16 protein-coding genes are annotated in these 19608 nt (G+C 61.1%); 9 read left to right on the top strand and 7 right to left on the bottom strand.

Features of this window, described 5'->3' with window-relative positions; translation table 11 throughout:
* Positions 1–38 precede the first annotated feature (38 nt).
* From JDW18_RS11405 to msrA, 3 genes are all read right to left on the bottom strand, one after another.
* On the bottom strand, positions 39–2081 hold the full coding sequence (locus tag JDW18_RS11405; protein ID WP_246610474.1) for a TonB-dependent receptor domain-containing protein: 2043 nt from the start codon (positions 2079–2081) through the stop codon (positions 39–41).
* A 151-nt stretch (positions 2082–2232) separates the two neighbouring features.
* A complete protein-coding gene (locus JDW18_RS11400; protein WP_218243868.1) occupies positions 2233–2679 on the bottom strand; it encodes a hypothetical protein in 447 nt (148 codons plus the stop codon).
* Between the two features lie 235 nt (positions 2680–2914).
* Positions 2915–3451, bottom strand: coding sequence for a peptide-methionine (S)-S-oxide reductase MsrA (gene msrA, locus JDW18_RS11395; RefSeq protein ID WP_218243709.1), 537 nt, complete (start codon positions 3449–3451; stop codon positions 2915–2917).
* Positions 3452–3628: 177 nt separating this feature from the next.
* Between msrA and JDW18_RS11390 the strand changes: the two genes are divergently transcribed.
* The 5 genes from JDW18_RS11390 to JDW18_RS11370 all read left to right on the top strand — a co-directional run bounded on the left by JDW18_RS11390 (position 3629) and on the right by JDW18_RS11370 (position 10806).
* Positions 3629–4894 (top strand): efflux RND transporter periplasmic adaptor subunit, encoded by a 1266-nt coding sequence (locus JDW18_RS11390; RefSeq protein WP_218243708.1) that lies wholly within the window; start codon positions 3629–3631, stop codon positions 4892–4894.
* On the top strand, positions 4895–8149 hold the full coding sequence (locus JDW18_RS11385) for an efflux RND transporter permease subunit (RefSeq protein WP_218243707.1): 3255 nt from the start codon (positions 4895–4897) through the stop codon (positions 8147–8149). It abuts the gene before it with no gap.
* Positions 8150–8171: 22 nt separating this feature from the next.
* The gene (locus tag JDW18_RS11380) at positions 8172–8882 is read left to right on the top strand and encodes a protein-L-isoaspartate O-methyltransferase family protein (protein ID WP_218243706.1); all 711 of its coding nucleotides are present in this window, start codon (positions 8172–8174) and stop codon (positions 8880–8882) included.
* A gap of 90 nt (positions 8883–8972) precedes the next feature.
* On the top strand, positions 8973–9320 hold the full coding sequence (locus JDW18_RS11375; protein WP_218243705.1) for a rhodanese-like domain-containing protein: 348 nt from the start codon (positions 8973–8975) through the stop codon (positions 9318–9320).
* 55 nt (positions 9321–9375) lie between these two features.
* The gene (locus tag JDW18_RS11370) at positions 9376–10806 is read left to right on the top strand and encodes a TolC family outer membrane protein (protein WP_425514790.1); all 1431 of its coding nucleotides are present in this window, start codon (positions 9376–9378) and stop codon (positions 10804–10806) included.
* Between the two features lie 119 nt (positions 10807–10925).
* Here the strand turns inward: JDW18_RS11370 and JDW18_RS11365 are convergent, their stop codons facing one another.
* The 4 genes from JDW18_RS11365 to JDW18_RS11350 form a co-directional block, all read right to left on the bottom strand.
* Positions 10926–12269: a 3-deoxy-D-manno-octulosonic acid transferase gene (locus JDW18_RS11365; protein ID WP_218243703.1), complete on the bottom strand. Its 1344-nt coding sequence runs from the start codon at positions 12267–12269 to the stop codon at positions 10926–10928.
* A 24-nt stretch (positions 12270–12293) separates the two neighbouring features.
* Positions 12294–13682, bottom strand: a complete 1389-nt coding sequence (locus tag JDW18_RS11360; RefSeq protein ID WP_218243702.1) for a phosphomannomutase/phosphoglucomutase — start codon at positions 13680–13682, stop codon at positions 12294–12296.
* Positions 13683–13827: 145 nt separating this feature from the next.
* Positions 13828–15720, bottom strand: a complete 1893-nt coding sequence (locus JDW18_RS11355) for a propionate--CoA ligase (protein WP_246610470.1) — start codon at positions 15718–15720, stop codon at positions 13828–13830.
* 389 nt (positions 15721–16109) lie between these two features.
* The gene (locus JDW18_RS11350; RefSeq protein WP_218243700.1) at positions 16110–16712 is read right to left on the bottom strand and encodes an isochorismatase family protein; all 603 of its coding nucleotides are present in this window, start codon (positions 16710–16712) and stop codon (positions 16110–16112) included.
* Positions 16713–17083: 371 nt separating this feature from the next.
* Here JDW18_RS11350 and JDW18_RS11345 point away from each other — a divergent pair, with 371 nt between their 5' ends.
* From JDW18_RS11345 to JDW18_RS11330, 4 genes are all read left to right on the top strand, one after another.
* Positions 17084–17710, top strand: coding sequence for a C40 family peptidase (locus tag JDW18_RS11345; RefSeq protein ID WP_218243699.1), 627 nt, complete (start codon positions 17084–17086; stop codon positions 17708–17710).
* 186 nt (positions 17711–17896) lie between these two features.
* Positions 17897–18151, top strand: a complete 255-nt coding sequence (locus JDW18_RS11340) for a GlsB/YeaQ/YmgE family stress response membrane protein (RefSeq protein WP_218243698.1) — start codon at positions 17897–17899, stop codon at positions 18149–18151.
* A gap of 66 nt (positions 18152–18217) precedes the next feature.
* Positions 18218–18874 (top strand): hypothetical protein, encoded by a 657-nt coding sequence (locus JDW18_RS11335; RefSeq protein WP_218243697.1) that lies wholly within the window; start codon positions 18218–18220, stop codon positions 18872–18874.
* Between the two features lie 36 nt (positions 18875–18910).
* On the top strand, positions 18911–19396 hold the full coding sequence (locus JDW18_RS11330) for an EVE domain-containing protein (protein WP_218243696.1): 486 nt from the start codon (positions 18911–18913) through the stop codon (positions 19394–19396).
* The last annotated feature ends 212 nt before the right edge of the window (positions 19397–19608 follow it).

Below are 19608 nucleotides of genomic sequence, written 5' to 3'. Positions count from 1 at the left end.
GAGCCAATACTCCACACAGGCCATAGGCCTGTGGAGGCTTAAAAGTCCATGCGCAAGCCCAGCACCAGATTGCGCCCAGTCAATGGAGCGGCCGTCTTGATGAATGAGGTGGCCGCGTAAGCCAGACGGTTGGTCAGGTTCTGGCCTTTGACATAGAACTGCCACTGATTGCCGCCGCTGCGCCATTGATAGCTGGCGCCCAGATTCAGCATGCCGTAGCCGCCGGTTTCGCTCTCAAACGCTGCTGTGCGGTTCTGGCGCAGCACCTGCGTCCATTCCGCCATGGTGTCCCAGCCGCCCAGCCTGGCGTTCACGCGAACACCGGCGCGTAAAGCAGGAATGCGCGGCAGGGCCGAGCCATCTTCCAGCCTGGCGCGCACGCCATCGCCAAAGACTGTGGCGATGAATTCACGGCTCAAGCGCTGGCTCAGTTGCGCTTCCCAGCCGGTAAAGCGCGCATCGGCCTGGGTGTAGTGCAAGAGCTGCAGGCCGTCATGCTCATCCACCGTCGCGCCATAGATGTAGTTTTTGATGCGATAGTGGTAGGCATTGAGCTTCCAGCGCGTATCGCCTGCCGTCTTGCTCACACCCAGATCCAGCGCCTGCGAGCGCTCCCGCCCCAGATTGGCATTGCCCACTTCATAAGTAGATGTGGCCATGTGCAAACCATTGGCGAACAGCTCTTCCGCTGTGGGCATGCGGCTGCCATGGGTCAGCGAAGCCGTTGCGCTGTAGCCTGGAGTGAACTTCCAGACAGTGCCCAGAGACAGCGAGGTGGCGCTGTGCTTGCGCGTCTGATCGGTTTGCTGCGCTTCAATACGCTGGCGATCGTGGCGCAAAGCGCCTTGCAGGCTCCAGTCCTGCCAGCGGTATTCCTCCAGCAGATACAGGCTTTCGCGCTGCGTGTTGGTCGGCTGTACATAGGCTTCCTCACCCGTCGCGCTAAAGCGGCGGTTCAGCGTTTGCACGCCCAGCGTTCCGCGCCAGCCGGCGATGGGCTCATGCTCCATCTCCAGGCGCAGATCGTGCCCGCGGTTGCGAAAAGCGGTCGATACGGCGCCCTCTTCGATTTCATCGTGCTGATAGCGCGTCCATCCGCCACGCAAGCGCACGGCAGCAATGCCGGCCACAGGCTTGCGCCATTCGCCGCGCAGATCCCAGCGCTCGCTGGTCAAGTCCACCACGGGCACGCTGGAAGAGTCTGTTTCCTCGTGGTCATGCCCATCATGATCGCCGCAGTGCAGATGATCGCCATGGGCGTGGCAGCCCTCAAAGCCATGCTGATGGCCGGGCAGGCCATAACGTGCCTGCTGACGGGTATAGGCCAGGCCCAGATAGCCGCTGTCGCCCACCCAGGAAAGGCCCAGGCTGCCGGTGTTGCCACGGCTGAAGCTGCCTGCCACCTTGCTGCCCTGATCCCAGCCGCTGCCCACGCGGTAGTCGCCGGCGTTACGGGCCACGCCTTCGGCATGCAGTACCAGGGTGCCGTTATTGTTTTGCAGCGGCATGGCGCCAGTTAAAGAAAGTGCCCCGGCAGACATGCCCGCAGCCGTGCCCGCCTGCACTTCAGCAGAGCCAGACAGCGCCTTCTCAGGCACGCTGGTGGCAATCTTGTTATCCAGCACATTGACCACGCCGCCCATGGCGCCCGCGCTGTAGAGCAAGGCCGAGGGGCCGCGAAACACTTCCATCTGCGTGGCCAGAAGTGGCTCTGTGGTCACAGCATGGTCGGGACTGACGGTGGAGGCATCCAGTAATTCAGAACCATTGCTGAGCACGGAAACCCGCGCACCATCCATGCCGCGAATCACAGGGCGGCTGGCGCCTGCGCCAAAGTGGCTGGCGTTGATGCCGGGCTCTGCGGCCAGGGTCTCGCCCAGCGTGGCGGCGCGGCGAAGGCGCAGGTCCTCCTCGCCCAGCACCTGCACTGGCGTAGCCATATCCCCCTCGGCCATGCCAGTGGTGGAGACAGTGACTTCGCCCAGAGTTGCCTCAGCAGTCGCAGCTTCCTGCGCGTGAACATGAACAGCTGGCACGGCCACCAGCACAGAAGAAATCAATAAAGTTGAACGGTAAGACATTGCAATTCCACACAGCTGCGCCCGCTTGACCATGCAAGGACGAACGCAGCTAAATTTGAATCAAAGCAGCCTGCAGCCCTTGCAGATCAAGTGCTGACAGCTATTGTTTGAAGAGCGCGAAGTTCTGCGTCATGCATGGCATGACCGCAAATCAGGCGCGCAGGAGTTGCAATGCAGGAGGCGCGCGCGCATCAAACGATGCGGCGACAAAGATGGCGCGAGGCCGGGGAATATGGACCGCAGGCTGCGCTGAGTCTGGCGCCTCGCCCACCAGTTGCAGAACCGCCGGTGGCCCGGCAAAACCATGGTTGGCTTGATCCAGCAGTTGGCAATCTGCCGGGCCATGGCCTGCAAACAGGGCATGAACCCAGTCGCCACAGGCACCGTTGCTGGCACTGCTGCTGACTAGCTCGGCAGATGTGGCACAGGAAGCCCCATCTGAAATCGCATCAGACGCCGAGGCCGGTGCATGAAGCGCATGCTGTGCATTCGCACCCAGCTTGCTGCCCGATGCCGCCACGGGAGCGCTGCCCGCTGCGTGCACCGCACGGTGCATCTGCCCCAGCGCCGGGCCCAGCACCATGGCCAAGACCAGCATAGCCGCCAGCCAGTAACGGCGCCAGTCGCCCAGCGTCACACCCCGCTCAGCCTGCGCTGCACGGTTGCGATGTGAGGGGAAAAATCTGGAAGACAAGGAAGAGAGGCTGGTCAGCTCACCAGCGCAGAGGCTGGCCAAGAGTTGCAAAGTGTAGCCTGCCCGGGCAGGCTTTGCGGGCAAGATTCTTCGCCATGCTTGCGCTGATCGTCAATGCGGCATCCATTGCCGCCGCGCTTCACTCTTTGAGCCAGCGTGCAAACGCATGCTGGAATTTCTGCACCTTGGGGCTCACCACAAATGCGCAATAGCCTTGGTTGGGGTGCTGCAAAAAGTAGTCCTGGTGATAGGCCTCGGCTGGCCAGTAGGCCTTGATGGGCTGCAGCTCTGTCACGATGGGGGCGTCGTATGCCCCCTCTTCCCGCATTTCCTGCATCAGGGCTTTGGCCACCTGGGCCTGCTCGTCGCTGGTGGTGTAGATGGCGCTGCGATACTGCGTTCCCACATCATTGCCCTGGCGGTTGAGCGTGGTTGGGTCGTGCGTTGCAAAAAAGATGAGCAGCAGATCACGCAGCGAAATAACATCCGCGTCGTACTCCAGCTTCACCACTTCGGCGTGCCCCGTCTGACCGGTGCAGATATCTTCGTAGCTGGGATGGTCCAAATGGCCGTTGGCGTAGCCACTTTCCACATCCACAATGCCGCGCACACGGTCAAACACGGCTTCCGTACACCAAAAACATCCTCCACCCAGATAAATCGTCTGCACCGTCATAGTTCTCTCCTTTGAATACCGCGTATGTCTATTGATTGAATCAATCACGATTTCACCAATGTGCAACGCCGGGCACTATCGCCATTTTGGCGGCCCACTACACTTGCCGCAGAAACTGTAATAAAGCCCTGACCCTGATCGCTCAGGATGTCTTCCTCACCTCGTCAATCTCACACCATGAAGTCTTCCGTCCGCTGGGCCATCGGCCTGGTCGTGGTAGGTCTGCTGGCCTCTGCAGGCTGGCGCGCTTTCAGCAATCAGCAGCACAAGAAGCAGGCCATGGCGGCATCCAGCACACCGCTGGAGCTGCCCATTCAGATTGCGGCCAATGAAGTGCTGGAGCTGCGCCCGCTGCAGTTGTCGCTGAGCGTTCCCGTCAATGGCACCGTACAGGCACTGCATTCTGCAGTTGTGAAGGCCTATGTGGCAGGAGAGCTGCGCGGGCTGGAAGTGCGCGAAGGTGACAACGTGAAAAAAGGCCAGGTGCTGGCCCGCATTGATGCCACGGAAGCCACCGCCCGCTGGCGCCAGGCCCAGCAGCAGGCCGATGCATCACGCGGCCAGCTGGCCATTGCCCAGCGCAACCAGGACAATAACGCCGCCCTGGTGCAAAAAGGCTTTATCTCCACCACGGCGCTGGCAACCTCACAGGCCAATCTCGATACCGCCCGCGCCAATCTTGCCGCTGCCCAGTCCGCCGCCGATGCTGCGCACAAAGCGGTGACGGATTCCGTCATCACCAGCCCCATGGATGGACAGATTGCCCAGCGCTTTGTGCAAAGTGGTGAGCGCGTGGGGGTTGAGGCCAAGATTGTGGAGATCGTCAACACGGCACAGCTTGAAATTCAGGCACAGCTGGCTCCTGCCGATTCGGTACAGGTTCAGGTGGGGCAAGCCGCGCAATTACAGGTGCCCGGCGCTGCCGATGGCCTGCCTCCGGTGCAGGCCAAGGTGGTACGCATCAACCCCAGCGCCCAGACGGGCTCGCGCACTGTTGCCGCTTATCTTGCCGTAGCGCCATTCAATAACGATAGCAGCCAGCCTACATTACAGCTGCGCCCCGGCCTGTTTTTGCAAGGAAACATCATCACAGGCAACGCCAGCCAGCTGGCCGCTCCATTGAGCGCTGTGCGCACTGACAAGCCCCAGCCCTATCTGCAGCTGATACGCCAGGGCCAGGTCGCGCCCGCCAGCGTCTCTCCAGATCGCAGTGATGAAATGGCTGCCCGCCCTGTGCTGCGCGTGGTGCACCAAAGCCTTGAGCTGGGCAGCCAGAGCGCCTACCAGGGCGCCACCTGGGTTCAGCTTCTCAAAGGTGTTCAGGCTGGCGACCAGATACTGCTGGGCACTGCCGGTGGCCTGCGTGAAGGCACAGCCGTGGAAGTGCAGCCCAAAGCGCAACCTGCGGCGGCCCCCGTTGCTGCTGAAGCAGGGGGCCGCTAAATGTGGTTCACCCGCGTCAGTCTGAAAAACCCGGTACTGGCCACCATGGTCATGCTGGCCTTTGTGGTGCTGGGCGTGTTTTCCTACCAGCGCCTGAAGGTGGACCAGTTCCCGAACATCGAGTTTCCCGTGGTGGTGGTCTCGGTGGCCTATCCCGGTGCTTCGCCCGAAATTGTGGAAAGCGAAGTCACCAAGAAGATTGAGGAAGCCGTCAACTCGGTGGCCGGTATCAACTCCCTGACCTCGCGCAGCTACGACAGCACCAGCGTGGTCATCATCGAGTTTCAGCTGCACATTGATGGCCGCCGCGCCGCCGATGATGTGCGCGAGAAAGTCGCCTCGGTGCGCCCCACGCTGCGCGATGAGGTCAAGGAACCCCGCGTCATCCGCTTTGACCCGGCCAGCGCCGCCGTCTGGTCCCTGGCTGTGCTGCCCGACCCGCATGCGCTGCATGGCGTGAGCAAGCCTGAAAACGCCGCCGTGACACCACCCGACGCCATTGCCATGAGCAGTTGGGCCGATCAGGTGCTGAAAAAGCGCCTGGAAAACGTGCGCGGTGTGGGTGCGGTGAATCTGGTGGGCGCCACCCAGCGCGAAATCAATATCTATCTGGACCCCAAGGCGCTGGAGGCCTACTCCATCACGCCCGACCAGGTGGCCCAGGCTGTGCGGGCCGAAAATCAGGACCTGCCCGTAGGCTCTGTGCGCTCACTGACGCAGGAGCGCGTGGTGCAGATTGATGCCCGCATTCAGCGCCCGGCGGAGTTTGCCAACATCATCGTAGCCCAGCGCGATGGTGCGCCGGTTCGCGTGGGCCAGCTGGCCCGTGTACAGGACAACGCCGCCGAGCTGCAGACCCTGTCTCTGTACAACGGCCAGCGCACGCTGCTGATGTCGGTGCAAAAAGCCCAGGACGAAAACACGATTGAAGTGGTCGATGGGCTGAACGCCGCCGCCAAGGCCATCGCCGCCGAGCTGCCGCCCGGCATACGCCTGGAAGCCGTGGCCGACAACTCCCGCGCCATTCGCGTGGGGGTGGACAACGTGCGCCAGACGCTGATCGAGGGCGCTGTGCTCACGGTACTCATCGTCTTCCTGTTCCTGAATTCATGGCGCTCCACCATCATCACCGGGCTGACGCTGCCGATTGCACTGATCGGCACATTCCTGTTCATGTACTGGTTCGGCTTTTCCATCAATATGGTCACGCTGATGGCGCTGTCGCTATGCGTGGGCCTGCTGATTGACGATGCCATCGTGGTGCGCGAGAACATCGTGCGCCATGTGCAGATGGGCAAGAACGCCTACCAGGCGGCGCTGGAAGGCACGCAGGAAATTGGCATGGCCGTGCTGGCCACCACGCTGTCCATCGTGGCGGTGTTTTTGCCCATTGGCTTCATGGGCGGCATCATCGGCCAGTTTTTTCACGAGTTCGGCATCACCATCGTCGCCGCGGTGATGATTTCCATGTTTGTCAGCTTCACGCTGGACCCCATGCTCTCCAGCGTCTGGCACGACCCGGCGATTCACGCGCACGGCGAACACACCAGCAAAAGCCTGTACGACAAAACGCTGGGCCGCATCACCGCCTGGGTGGAACGCAGCAGCGACAAACTGTCCGATATCTACCAGTCGCTGCTGCGCTGGTCGCTGGCGCACAAGCTGCTGACACTGTTTCTGGCGCTCTTCATTTTCATAGCAAGCATCGCGCTCGTACCCTTGCTTGGAACTGAATTTGTGCCCAAGGCTGATTTCTCGGAAACCCAGATCAGCTTCAACACGCCCGAAGGCTCATCCATTGAGGCCACCGAGGCCAAGGCACGGCAAGTTACCGCCATCATTGCCGCCATGCCCGAGGTGCGTTACTCGCTGACCACCATCAACACCGGCAACGCCAATGGCAAGAACTACGCCAGCGTCTATGTGCGGCTGGTGGACAGAAACCTGCGGCAGCGCAATGTGGACGAAATTTCGGCCCAGCTGCGCACCCAGCTGCGCGCCGTGGCAGGCATTACCGTCACCCACGTCGGCCTGCGCGACCCTGTGGGCGGCCAGAAACAGGTGGAGTTTTCGCTGATGGGCCCTGATCTGGACGAGCTGGCCCGCCTGAGCCGTATCGTGCAGGACCGCATCCGCCATGTGCCGGGGCTGGTCGATCTGGACTCCAGCCTCAAGGCCAGCAAGCCCATGGTCAATATTGAGGTGCATCGGGATGCAGCGTCTGACCTGGGCCTTTCCGTGGGCAGCATGGGCAGCGCCCTGCGCACCTGGGTGGCCGGCCAGACCGTGGGCAACTGGCGTGCCAGCGATGACCAGACCTATGACGTCAACGTGCGCCTGGCACCCGAGGCGCGCAGCACTCCGCAGGATCTGGAGCGCCTGCCCTTTGCGCTGACAGCCAAAGACGCCAGCATACATATCGTGCGTCTGAACCAAGTAGCCAGCGTGGTGGAAAGCACCGGCCCCAGCCAGATCAACCGCCGCAATCTGAACCGTGAAGTCGCCATCAACGCCAACGTCTACCAGCGCAGCGCGGGCGAAGTCTCCGGCGATATCAAGAGCGCCATGGCCCAGGTGCCCCTGCCGCCCGGCTACAGCTACCAGTTCAGCGGCGCCGCCAAGAACATGGCGGAGTCCTTTGGCTATGCGGGCTCGGCCCTGGCGCTGGCCATCATCTTCATCTACATGATTCTGGCCAGCCAGTTCAAGAGCTTTTTGCAGCCCCTGGCGCTGATGACCTCGCTGCCGCTGACGCTGATTGGCGTGGTGCTGGCCTTGCTGATGTTCGGCTCGGCCCTGTCCATGTTCTCCATCATCGGCGTGGTCATGCTGATGGGCCTGGTCACCAAAAACGCCATCTTGCTAGTGGACTTTGCCATCCGCGCCCGCGAGCCGCACCCGGATGAGGTCACGGGCGAAATGCGCCCCGGCCTGCCCCGCTCTGAAGCGCTGCTGCTGGCTGCCCGTGTGCGCCTGCGCCCTATTCTGATGACCACGCTGGCCATGATTTTTGGCATGGTGCCCCTGGCTTTTGCGGTGTCCGAAGGCTCGGAGCAGCGCGCCCCCATGGGCCAGGCCGTGATTGGCGGCGTCATCACCTCCTCGCTGCTGACCCTGGTGGTCGTGCCCGTGGTGTACTGCTATCTGGACGATTTTGCGAACTGGATGCGCCGTAAATGGTCTGGAGCCCCCTCAAAACGCGATGAGCCGCCGCACGAAGCCTCCGAGGCTCGTAGAATCGACGGTTTGTCCTGATAAGTCTTTTCCCGGAGATACCATGGCCCTGCCAATGAACGCCCAAGTGGACCCGCGCGACGTGCACGCGCAGGCTCGTTTCAACATGATCGAACAGCAAGTGCGTCCCTGGAACGTGCTGGACGAAAGTGTGCTGGAGTTGATGGGCCAGATTCGCCGCGAAGACTTCGTGCCGCCCGAGCACCAGTCGCTGGCCTATATGGATCTGGAAGTGCCCCTGAAGGCCGATGCCGAACAGGCCGCCAAGCACGGCTGGCACATGCTGGCCCCCAAGATCGAAGCCCGCGTGCTGCAAGACCTGCAGATCAAGCCTTCCGACCGCGTGCTGGAAATCGGCTCCGGCTCTGGCTACATGGCTGCCCTGCTGGCCGCCAAGGCCAAGGAAGTCGTGACGCTGGAAATCGACCCAGAACTGGCCGAAATGGCCCGCGAAAACCTGCTCAGCGCCGGTGTGAAGAATGTGGAAGTCAAGCTGGCCAACGGCGCCACCACTTCTCTGGCCCAGGGCGCTTTTGACGTCATCGTGCTCAGTGGCTCGGTGGCCGTGGTGCCTGATGCGCTCTACGCCCAGCTCAACGAAGGTGGCCGCATTGCCGCCATCGTCGGCCACATGCCCGTGATGCGCTTCACACTGGTGACCAAGAACGGCAACAACTTCGAAGTCAAGCAGCCCTGGGACACCGCCGCCAGCCGTCTGGTTGGCTTTAATGAGCCTTCGCGCTTCTCTTTCTAAAAAACGACCAGGCCCTGCCGAAGCCATTCGCAGGGCCTTCTGTTCAGTTGACGGCTGGCGTTTATCCATCGCCAGCCTCCAAGGATTTTTATGTTGACCCAGGTTTTGCCCGCACAGTTCCAGCAGTGGCTGGCTTCTTACACCGCTCAGGGCATCAAGCCCGTGGTGCTTGATGTGCGTGAACCCTGGGAAATTGCCCAGGCCAGCATCCAGCCCGGTGACGACTTTGAACTGCGCTGCATTCCCATGCACGAGATTCCCGGCCGCTTGCAGGAACTGGACCCCGACCACCCCATCGCCTGCCTGTGCCACCACGGCGCACGCAGCATGAGCGTGGCGGCCTTTCTGGTCAACCACAGCTTTGAAGATGTCAGCAACATCACCGGCGGCATCGATGCCTGGTCGCTGAGTGCAGACCCCAGCGTGCCCCGTTACTGAAATTCCACGATAGCGACTGCCCATTACGACGTCTATGACCCAGCAGCCACAGTCCATGCAAACCCGCCCTGCTCTTGCGCTTCGCGCTATTTCTTTGGGAGTCTTGCTTGGAGGGCTGACAGGTCTGGCGCAGGCGCAGACGCTATCAGAGCTGGTGCAGCAAGCGCGCGGCTATGACGCCACCTGGCAAGCCCAGCAAGCCGATTCCCGCGCCGCTGGCAGCCGTGCCGATCAGGCTCTTTCCGGGCTGCTGCCCAGCGTAGGGCTGCAAGGCGGCGTGAACCGCACGCATACGGAGCTGAACCTGCCCCAGGTCAGCACCAGCGTCAGCTCCACCGTGCAGAACCTGCAGCTCAGCGCCCAGCAGCCGCTGTACCGCCCTGCCAACAAAATTGCCTATGAGCAAGGCAAGCGCGGAGTGGATGTGGCGCAGGCCCAGCTGGATGCCGCCGCGCAAAGCCTGATCGTGCGCGTGTCTCAAGCCTATTTCGACGTACTGGCCACACAGGACAGTGTGCAGGTCGCCCTCTCGCAAAAGCAAGCCATCAGCACCCAGCTGGAGATGGCCAAGCGCAATTTTGAAGTTGGCACGGCCACCATTACCGATTCGCGCGAAGCGCAGTCCCGCTACGACCTGGTCACCGCACAGGAAATCGCGGCGCAAAACGACCTGCAGGTCAAGCGCGTGGTGCTCGACCAGCTGGTAGGCCGCGTCGGCATTCAACCCACACCGCTGGCCGCGCCCCTGACGCTGCCCCGCATCACGCCAGACAATATGCAATCGTGGGTGGATACCGCCCTGGCCAGCCAGCCACAGCTGCGCCAGGCCCAGCTTGCTCTGGATGTGGCCAAGCTCGAAACCCAGAAAGCCGAAGCCGGTCACAAGCCCACGGTCGATCTGCAGGCGGGCTACGGCATCAACCGCTATCCCAATGGCTATATGACGCCCAGCCTTCCTGCGGGCACGCGCACCAACTCCGCCCAAATTGGCGTGGTGATGAATGTGCCGCTGTTTGCCGGTTTCGCCGTGCAAAACCGTGTCAAGGAAACCCTGGCCCTGGAAGACAAGGCCCGCGCGCAGCTCGATGATGCGCGCCGCAATGTGGAGCAATCCACGCGCACAGCCTTCCTGGGCGTCCAATCCGGCCAAGCCCAGGTCAAGGCGCTGGAAGCCGCTCTCGCCTCCAGCCAGAGCGCGCTGGAAGCCAACAAGATGGGCTATGACGTGGGCGTGCGCGTCAACATCGACGTGCTCAATGCCCAGAGTCAGGTCTATCAGACCCAACGCGACCTGGCCAATGCCCGCTATCAGGTGCTGCTGGGTCAGCTCAAACTCAAGCAAGCCGCCGGTGTGCTGGCTGACGATGATCTGCGCAGCATTGACAGCCTGACACTGGCGCCTGCTGCGGTAGAGCGCCCAGTGGCAGCAGAAACTGCCGCCAAGCCTGCGGCCAGCAAAACGGTTGACCTGCGCAAGAAGCGCTGAAAACACCTTTTAGCCCTCAAACCGCTTCAAGTTTCATAGCTGTAAGCGCTTGATAAATAAGTGCTGCAGCATCAAATCTGCCTGAAACCCAATCAGAAACAGCCCTGCCCGCTCTGAATTCAGAGTCTGCTGCTGTGTCCGTTCGCTTGCATCAGCGTCACAATCGCATCTGCCGTGGCCGCTGCGGCACCCCGGTGCTGACTCATGAAACGGCTCGCTTGTTCTTGCGCAGCCAGCAGGCCCGATACACCTTGCGCATCCTGAACCAGCGAACATGCCAGCTGCATGGCCTGCACCATGTCATCGCAGCGAAACGCTGCCCCCGCCTGCACTGCCAGCTCAGACGCCTGACTGAAGTTAAACGTATGAGGCCCCAGAATCACCGGCGTACCACAGGCCAGCGACTCAATCAGGTTCTGCCCCCCCAGCGGCTCAAAGCTGCCGCCCATCAGCGCTACCTGCGACAAACCGTAATACAGCGGCATCTCGCCCAGCGAATCACCCAGCCACAGGCTGCCTTCTTGCAAAGGTGGTTCATCACCCCACTGGCTGCGCCGTGAAACGCCAAAACCCGCATCCGCGATGAGCTGCGCCACCGCATCAAAACGCTGGGGGTGGCGCGGCACAATCAGCCACTGCGCGGCATTCAGCGCTGCGGGCTGCTTCTGAAGCTGCTCCAGCAGCAGCGCTTCTTCACCCTCGCGGCTGCTGGCGAAAAGTACCACGGGCTTTTGCTGCTGCCTTTGCAGGCCTGCCCGCCACTGTGCAGCGCAGTGCATCAAGGCCTCATCGGGCTGCACATCAAATTTCAGATTCCCCAGCACTGCTGTGACCTGGGCGCCTACATTGCGAAGGCGCCGCGCATCTTCCTCGGTCTGCGCCCATACGGCGGCCAGCGCGCCATAGGTGGGGCGCGCAATCGGCCCCATTTTCAGCGCGCCTTTTTCCGACTTTTCATTGAGCCGTGCATTGGCCAGCACCATGGGAATGCCTGCGTTCGTACAGTTCGCAATCAGATTGGGCCAGATCTCGGTTTCCATCAGCACGCCAAGAGCGGGACGAAACTGCGCAATAAAGCGCTGTGTCGCGTCAAGGGTGTCCCAGGGCAGCCAGACCTGCACATCGCCCGCCTTCAGGAGCTTTGCCCCCTCTTCGCGGCCCGTTGCCGTGTTATGGGTCAGCAGCAGGCGCATGTGCGGCATGCGCTCGCGCAGCGCCTTGACCAAGATCGCAGCTGCACGAGTCTCGCCCAGCGATACAGAATGAATCCAGAGCCACTGGCCAAGGCCATCGCGCCCCAGATCAGGCGGCTGGTAGTGGCCAAAGCGCTCAGGCACGGCCACCGCATAACCCGGCTCAGCCACGGCGCGGCGCCTGAGCTTGCGGCGCAGCAGGGGCTGCGCCGCCCAGGCCAGCAGGCTGAAAAGCCCACGGGCCGGAGTCATGCGAACTTTGCGGGTCATGAACGCAGCAATACCTTGCGCCTGTCAGTGCGATGCAGATCCCACTTGCGCATCAGGCTTGACGCGCTTGAGCAAGGCCAGCATCTTCGCTTCAATGCGGTGCAGTGCTTCCTGGCTGTGGCCTTCAAAACGCAGCACCAGCACAGGCGTGGTGTTACTGGCACGAATCAGGCCAAAGCCATCAGCCCAGTCCACGCGCAGGCCGTCAATGGTGCTGACTTGGGCAGGCGCTTCAAATTCTGTAGCTGCCAGCGCTTGCAGCTCGGCCGCCAGACGGTGAGGTTCGCCTTCAGCGCAGGCCACATTGAGCTCAGGTGTAGAGAAGCTGGTGGGCAGTGCATTCAGCACGGCGCTGGGGTCGGCCTCGCGGCTGACGATTTCCAGCAAACGGCAACCGGCATAAGTGCCGTCGTCAAAGCCGTACCAGCGCTCCTTGAAGAAGATGTGGCCGCTCATCTCGCCGCCCAGCGGTGCCCCCAGTTCCTTCATGCGTGCCTTGACCAGCGAGTGGCCAGTCTTGTACATCACAGCCTTGCCACCCGCAGCTTCGATCTCGGGCGCCAGGCGCTGGGTGCACTTGACGTCAAACACGATGGAGCCACCGGGCACGCGCGAGAGCACGTCCTTGGCAAACAGCATCATCTGGCGGTCAGGGAAGATATTCTGACCATCTTTGGTAACAATGCCCAGACGGTCACCGTCACCGTCAAAAGCCAGGCCCAGTTCGGCATCCGTGGTCTGCAGCGCATGGATCACATCGCGCAGGTTCTCGGGCTTGCTGGGGTCGGGATGGTGGTTGGGGAAATTGCCGTCCACTTCCGAGAACAGCTCGACCACTTCGCAGCCCAGCTGGCGGAAGATGGCAGGGGCCGACGCACCGGCCACGCCGTTGCCGCAGTCCACCACCACCTTCATGGGGCGAGCCAGTTTCACATCGCCCACGATGCGGGCGGTGTAATCGGCCAGTACATCGGCCTGGCTGATCTGGCCTGCGCCGGTGACGGTCCAGTCTTCGTTTTCCATGCGCACGCGCAGGGCCTGAATTTCATCGCCATAAATAGCGCGGCCAGCCAGCACCATCTTGAAGCCGTTGTAATCCTTGGGGTTGTGGCTGCCTGTGACCTGAATACCGCTGGTGCACAGTGTGGCCGCCGCAAAGTACAGCATGGGCGTAGTGGCCATGCCGATATCGATCACGTTCACGCCCACATCGGTCAGGCCCTGCATCAGCGCGGCAGACAGCGAAGGGCCGGACAAACGGCCATCACGGCCCACAGCCACCGTCTTTTCACCGGCCACCAGTGCCGCCATGCCAAACGCACGGCCAATGCCACGGGCAACGTCTTCGGTCAACGTGGTCGGCACGATGCCGCGAATGTCATAAGCTTTGAAGATGGAAGATGCAACTTGCACGATGGCTCTTTCTGAAGTTTTCAATCCATGGCGCCGAACTTGGCCCGGCGCAGCGTAATCGGTGGATTTTAGGCCGCAAACAACAAAGCCCGAGGCTTCAGACCCCGGGCTTTGCAATCACTGACGCTCTCAATCAGTTCGCAACTCAGAGCTTGGCCTGCACCTGCGCCAGTGCAGCCGGGTCTTCCATAGTGCTCAGATCACCAGGATCACGCCCTTCGGCCACTGCCTGCAGTGCACGGCGCAGCAGTTTGCCGCTGCGGGTCTTGGGCAAGGCGGTGACAAAAATCACACGCGAGGGACGGGCCACCGCGCCCAGGCGCGAGTCCACCAGCTTCATGACATCGGCTTCCAGCGCCTTGGTGGCGGCGGCATCGGCCACTGCGCTGGCGTCGCGTACCACGGCAAACGCCAGGGCAGCCTGCCCTTTGAGGTTGTCTGCCACGCCTACTACGGCCACTTCGGCAACCTGTGCGTGGGCAGAAATCGCTTCCTCGATCTCGCGGGTGCCCAGGCGGTGACCTGCCACATTGATGACGTCGTCAGTACGGCCCAGGATGAAGTAGTAACCATCCTCGTCGCGGATGCCCCAGTCAAACGTGCTGTAGATCATTCGACCGGGAATGCTCTTCCAGTAAGTGTTGACGAAACGGTTGTCATCACGCCAGACGGTCTGCATGCAGCCCGGCGGCAGCGGGCCGTCAATGGCCAGCACGCCCTTTTGATTGGCGCCTGTCAGCTCTTCGCCCGTGGCATCGTCAATCAGCTTGACGTTGTAGCCATAGACGGCCTTGCCCGGGCTGCCAAAGCGCGTGGCCTGCTGCTCCACGCCGTTGCACAGCGTCATGATGGGCCAGCCAGTTTCCGTCTGCCAGTAGTTATCGATGATGGGCTTTTTGATCGCATCGCTGATCCATGCAGCCGTCGGCTCGTCCAGCGGCTCGCCCGCCAGCCACAGGGCTTTGAGGCTGGAGATGTCATAGCGCTTCAGGTACTCGGCATCATGCTTTTTGAGTACGCGAATGGCCGTGGGCGCCGAGAACATATGGGTGATCTTGTACTTCTCGACCAGACTCCACCAGATGCCCGCATCGGGGTTCACGGGCAGGCCCTCATACATCACCGTTGCCATGCCAGCAATCAGCGGCGCATAGATGATGTAGCTGTGGCCCACCACCCAGCCAATATCGCTGGTGCAAAAGAAAGTCTGGCCCGCTTGCGCATCAAAGATATGCGGCATGCTGGCTGCCAGCGCCACGGTGTAGCCACCGGTGTCACGCTGCACGCCCTTGGGCTTGCCTGTGGTGCCGCTGGTGTAGAGGGTGTAGCTGGGGTGGGTGGACTCCACCCAGACGCAATCGACCTTGGCATCCAGATGCTGGGCACGCAGCGCGGCCCAGTCGTGATCGCGACCCTCGCTCATGGGCATGGGGGCCAGGCCCCGGTTCACCATCAGCACGGCGGCTGGCTGGTGGGTGGATAACTGCAGAGCCTCATCCAGCAAAGGCTTGTAGGGCACCACACGCCCGCCGCGCGAGCCGGCATCGGCGCTGACGATGACCTTGGGCTGGGCATCATCAATACGCGAAGCCAGCGCACCCGAAGCAAAACCGCCAAAGACCACCGAATGAATGGCACCCAGACGCACGCAAGCCAGCATGGCAAAGCAGGCCTCGGCAATCATGGGCATATAGATTTGAACCCGGTCGCCCTTTTCCACGCCCAGCGCTTTCAAAGCAGCCGCCATGCGGTTGACCTCGGCGTGCAGTTCTTTGTAGCTATAGGTTTTTTCGGTGTTTGTCTCGGTCGAGATCGCAATCAGCGCGTTCTGATCGCCACGGGCGGCCAGATGGCGGTCCACGGCGTTGTGGCACAGATTGGTGGTGCCGCCCACAAACCACTTGGCAAACGGAGGATTGCTGTAATCGCAGATCTGCGTGGGCTTTTGCTGCCACTCGATCAGCTCAGCCTGCTCAGCCCAGAATGTGTCGCGCTCTTCAATGGAGCGGCGATGGAAATCCTCGAAACGCGTGTTCATGTCTATGTCTCCTTGGCTCTCCATCCTTTGCGAAGAGCCTTCTGAATTCATAATTATTCATAAGCTACTTGCCAAAAACTGACAAAGCACCATCAATTTCCCCCGCATTTTCCCCTGTCGCCCGCCATTGCCAGCGGGCCTTGCTGGCCAATCTGCATGACAGCGATTGGCTCACCACTTCACACCGCCCTCACAAACTTCGCACGCACTTCAAGCACCGGTGGCACAGTGAAGCGCTGTTCAACGCATTTCCTCTCAAACCATGTACATCTCCCCGAGCATCTTGATCATCGCCGCCCTCATTGTTGTCGCCGTGGTCATCTGCATCGCCGTCATGCGCAAATGAAAAAAGCGCCCTGGGGCGCTCTTCATTCGATAGCTGCCAGCGCTTATTTCACCATAGCTAGCATCTCTTTGAAGGCTGGGTCTTCACAAGTGCGCAGCCATTCAAACATCACCATCTCGGTGGTCACCAGCTCGGCGCCCGCGCCAGCCAGGCGGTCAAACGCCGCATCGCGGTTGCGCTCGGTGCGCGAGCCGCAGGCATCCGTCACCACCCACACATCAAACTCGTCTTCCAGCAATTCCAGCGCCGTCTGCAGCAGGCAGACATGGGTTTCACAGCCTGCAATCACCACCATATTGCGCTCAGGCGCCTGTTGCTGGGGCTTTTGCAAATGCTTGGGCAGGCTGCGCGCATTGCCGCCCTGGGGCTTTGCGGGCGGGCGCAGCCACTCACCCAGACCTTCGGGCACAGCGCTGAAATACATCTTCTCCAGCGTGCGCGTGCACAGCGCCTTCAGCTCGGCATCATTGGTGCCCAGACGCGATGGGTTCTGTTCCGTGCCCCAGACCGGCACTTCCAGCAGTTGCGCCATCTTGGCCAGCTTGACGGCATTGGCCAGCGCTTCACGGCCTTCGTGAATCACGGGCATGAGCTTTTCCTGGTAATCGACCAGCACCAGTTGCGACTCGGTTGCTTCCAGCAGCATGAGATTTCTTTCTTCGAATGGATGGGACGGCTTGCAGCGCTGTGCAGCCATCGCCTGTATTTAATCAAGACACGGTGACCGGCTAGCTGACGCTGACCTGCCACGCATGCCCCTATTGTCGCCGCAAGCCGCAAATGCCCCGGCCAAGGCCGCAAAAGTCAGCTTTCACATACTTAGCACAAATTGACACAATACTTCTAGATAGTGACCAGAACAGGGAAAATACGGGGTCCAGAGTGCTGCAAATTTGGGAGCAGCCCACGCAATAAGCTCATGAGCCAAAGTCATTTAATGCTTTGGATCAAAAACCCGGGTAGCAATCGGGTAATAGCGGCACTATCCTACAAATTAACGTGGTACCCTCACGCCCCATGTCCAGATGGCTTATTGCACTACTATTTGTCGGCGTCACCTCCGCTCATGCGGCGCCCAGCGAACAGCGTGACGACGACATGACCCAGTTGCTAGTCAACCGCGGTCTCATTACCCAGTTGCGTGAAGCTCGCCACACCGTGGCCGAGAAAACGACGGACTTCGTGCGCGAAGCCCGCCAGAACGTGGCAGAGAAAACCTCCGATCTGGTCGTCACGGCCATGGGTTTCCTGGGTGTTCCTTATCGACTGGGTGGCACCAGTGCTGAAACCGGCTTTGACTGCAGCGGTTTTGTGCGCGCCATCTATTCCCAGACCGTTGGCAAGGTTCTGCCCCGCGTCGCTGCCGAGCAGGCCCAGGCCACCAAGCAGATTGACCGCGAAGAACTCAAGCCCGGCGATCTGGTCTTCTTCAACACCATGCGCCGCACCTTCAGCCACGTGGGCATCTATGTGGGCGATGGCAAATTCATCCACGCCCCCCGCACTGGTGCCAGCGTTCGTGTGGAAAGCATGCAGACGGCCTACTGGGCTCGCCGCTTTGACGGAGCCCGCCGCGTTGAAGGCGCTGACGCCTCCGCCACCACTGCAGCCGCTTACAGCGCGCTGTCACCGCTTCAGCCCTGAGCGCTGTCATCGGACACCCCAAAACGCCTGCCTCGTGCAGGCGTTTTTGTTTTGCCGTGGTTCATCGGCAGTGCATACAAGTGTGGAAGAATCAGACTCGCGCTCACACTCTCCCCTGTCCGACAGGGTGACCCTGGGGGCCACTTATAGAGTCAGGTTTTATTGTTCATTCAGAGGGAATTCAACATGTCCATTATTGGCACCATCATCGTCGGCCTCATCGTGGGTCTGATTGCTCGCGCCATCAAGCCCGGTAACGACAGCATGGGCTGGATCATGACCATTCTGCTGGGTATCGTGGGCTCCTTTGTCGCAACCTACCTGGGCACTGCCATGGGCTGGTACAAGGCTGGTGAAGCCGCTGGCTGGATTGCCTCGGTTATTGGCGCCATCATCGTGCTCTTTATCTACAACTTCATCCGCAGCAAGACGCAGGGTTGATGCAAAGGCAGTGCAGCGCACTGCCTTTTTTGCCGTTGCACTGCCTTCTTTCATGGATTGCGCCTCATGTGGAAAAAAGACACCCGACAGCCTCCCGCTCCTGTCCAGCGCATTGATGTGGCGGCTGCCGCACAGCGCTCGCGCAAGCTGCTCAAGCAAAGAGCGTTGATCAGCGCGGCCGCCAGCACCATTCCGGTGCCCGGTCTTGACTGGGCGGCTGATGCGGCTTTGCTGTCCCGTCTTTATCCACGTATCAATGCCGAATTCGGCCTCACCCCCGAGCAGCTCGACAGCCTGACACCCGGCAAACGCGAGCAGGTTCAAAAAGCCATTGCCATGGTCGGCTCGGTGCTGATTGGCAAGCTCATTACCCGCGATATGGTGCTGCGCCTGACGCGCATGGTGGGCATGCGTCTGAGCACCAAGCAGGCCGCAAAATACGTTCCGCTGGCAGGTCAGGCGGCTGCGGCTGCCCTTGGCTATGCCACGCTGTGCTATCTGGGCGAGCGCCATATTCAGGACTGTATCCGTGTGGTGGAGCAAGCCGAGCTGGATATTCCACAGCGCCTGCGCCGCGCACGCGATCAAGTTCAGCAAAATGCGCAGGAATCAGCCCAATGGGGGCAGCTGCGTCAGCGGGTCATGCGCCCCAGCCGCTGGAGCCAGGCCGATCGCGGCCCCTGGAAACGAAACTCCCCCAAGGGCGGCGCTGGCGAGAGCTAGAGGGATAGCCCCGGACAGGGCTGAGAGAATGCACACATGACTGACACCTCCAAAGCCCGCCGCTACTGGCTCATGAAAAACGAGCCTGACGAATACTCCATCGATCACGCCCTGGCCGCGCCCGATCAAATCATGGGCTGGAACGGGGTGCGCAACTACCAGGCACGCAACTTCATGCGTGACGACATGCAGGTGGGCGACGGGGTGCTGTACTGGCATTCCAGCTGCGCAGAGCCTGGCATTTACGGCATTGCCCGCATTGCTGGCAATCTGCGTGTGGACCCGTCCCAGTTCGATGCTGCAGACCCCTACTACGACCCCAAATCGCCGCAGGACAAGCCCCGCTGGCTGATGCTGGATGTGCAGGCGCTGCACAAGACTCGCTTGGTGTCGATTGCCGAGCTTCGTGAGCAACCGGAGCTGGCCGAGATGCGCGTGCTGCAAAAAGGCAACCGCCTGTCCATCACACCGGTCACCGAAGCGGAATGGACCTGCATCAATGGCCTGCTGCAAGGGCGCTGAAATTCGCAGCCCTTCCTAATCACAGCTCATTCACTTCTCATTTCATAGCAGACAGCGCATATTCCGCCTGAACTGGAAGGCAATTTTCTGGGCAATCGGCCGCAGACTACCCAAACGCCGATAATGTCGCGTTTTTCGCGCCAGCCCCAGACAGTGGCTGAAGGCTGAAGCAAAAAGCGAAAAAGCCAAGAACGGCACCCTTGTGTCAGGGT

Origin of the sequence: Comamonas fluminis, from assembly GCF_019186805.1 — a bacterium.
Taxonomy (GTDB): Bacteria; Pseudomonadota; Gammaproteobacteria; order Burkholderiales; family Burkholderiaceae_C; genus Comamonas; species Comamonas fluminis.
Note: the sequence above shows the minus strand (reverse complement) of the source record. Positions and strands in the feature narration are given on the sequence as shown.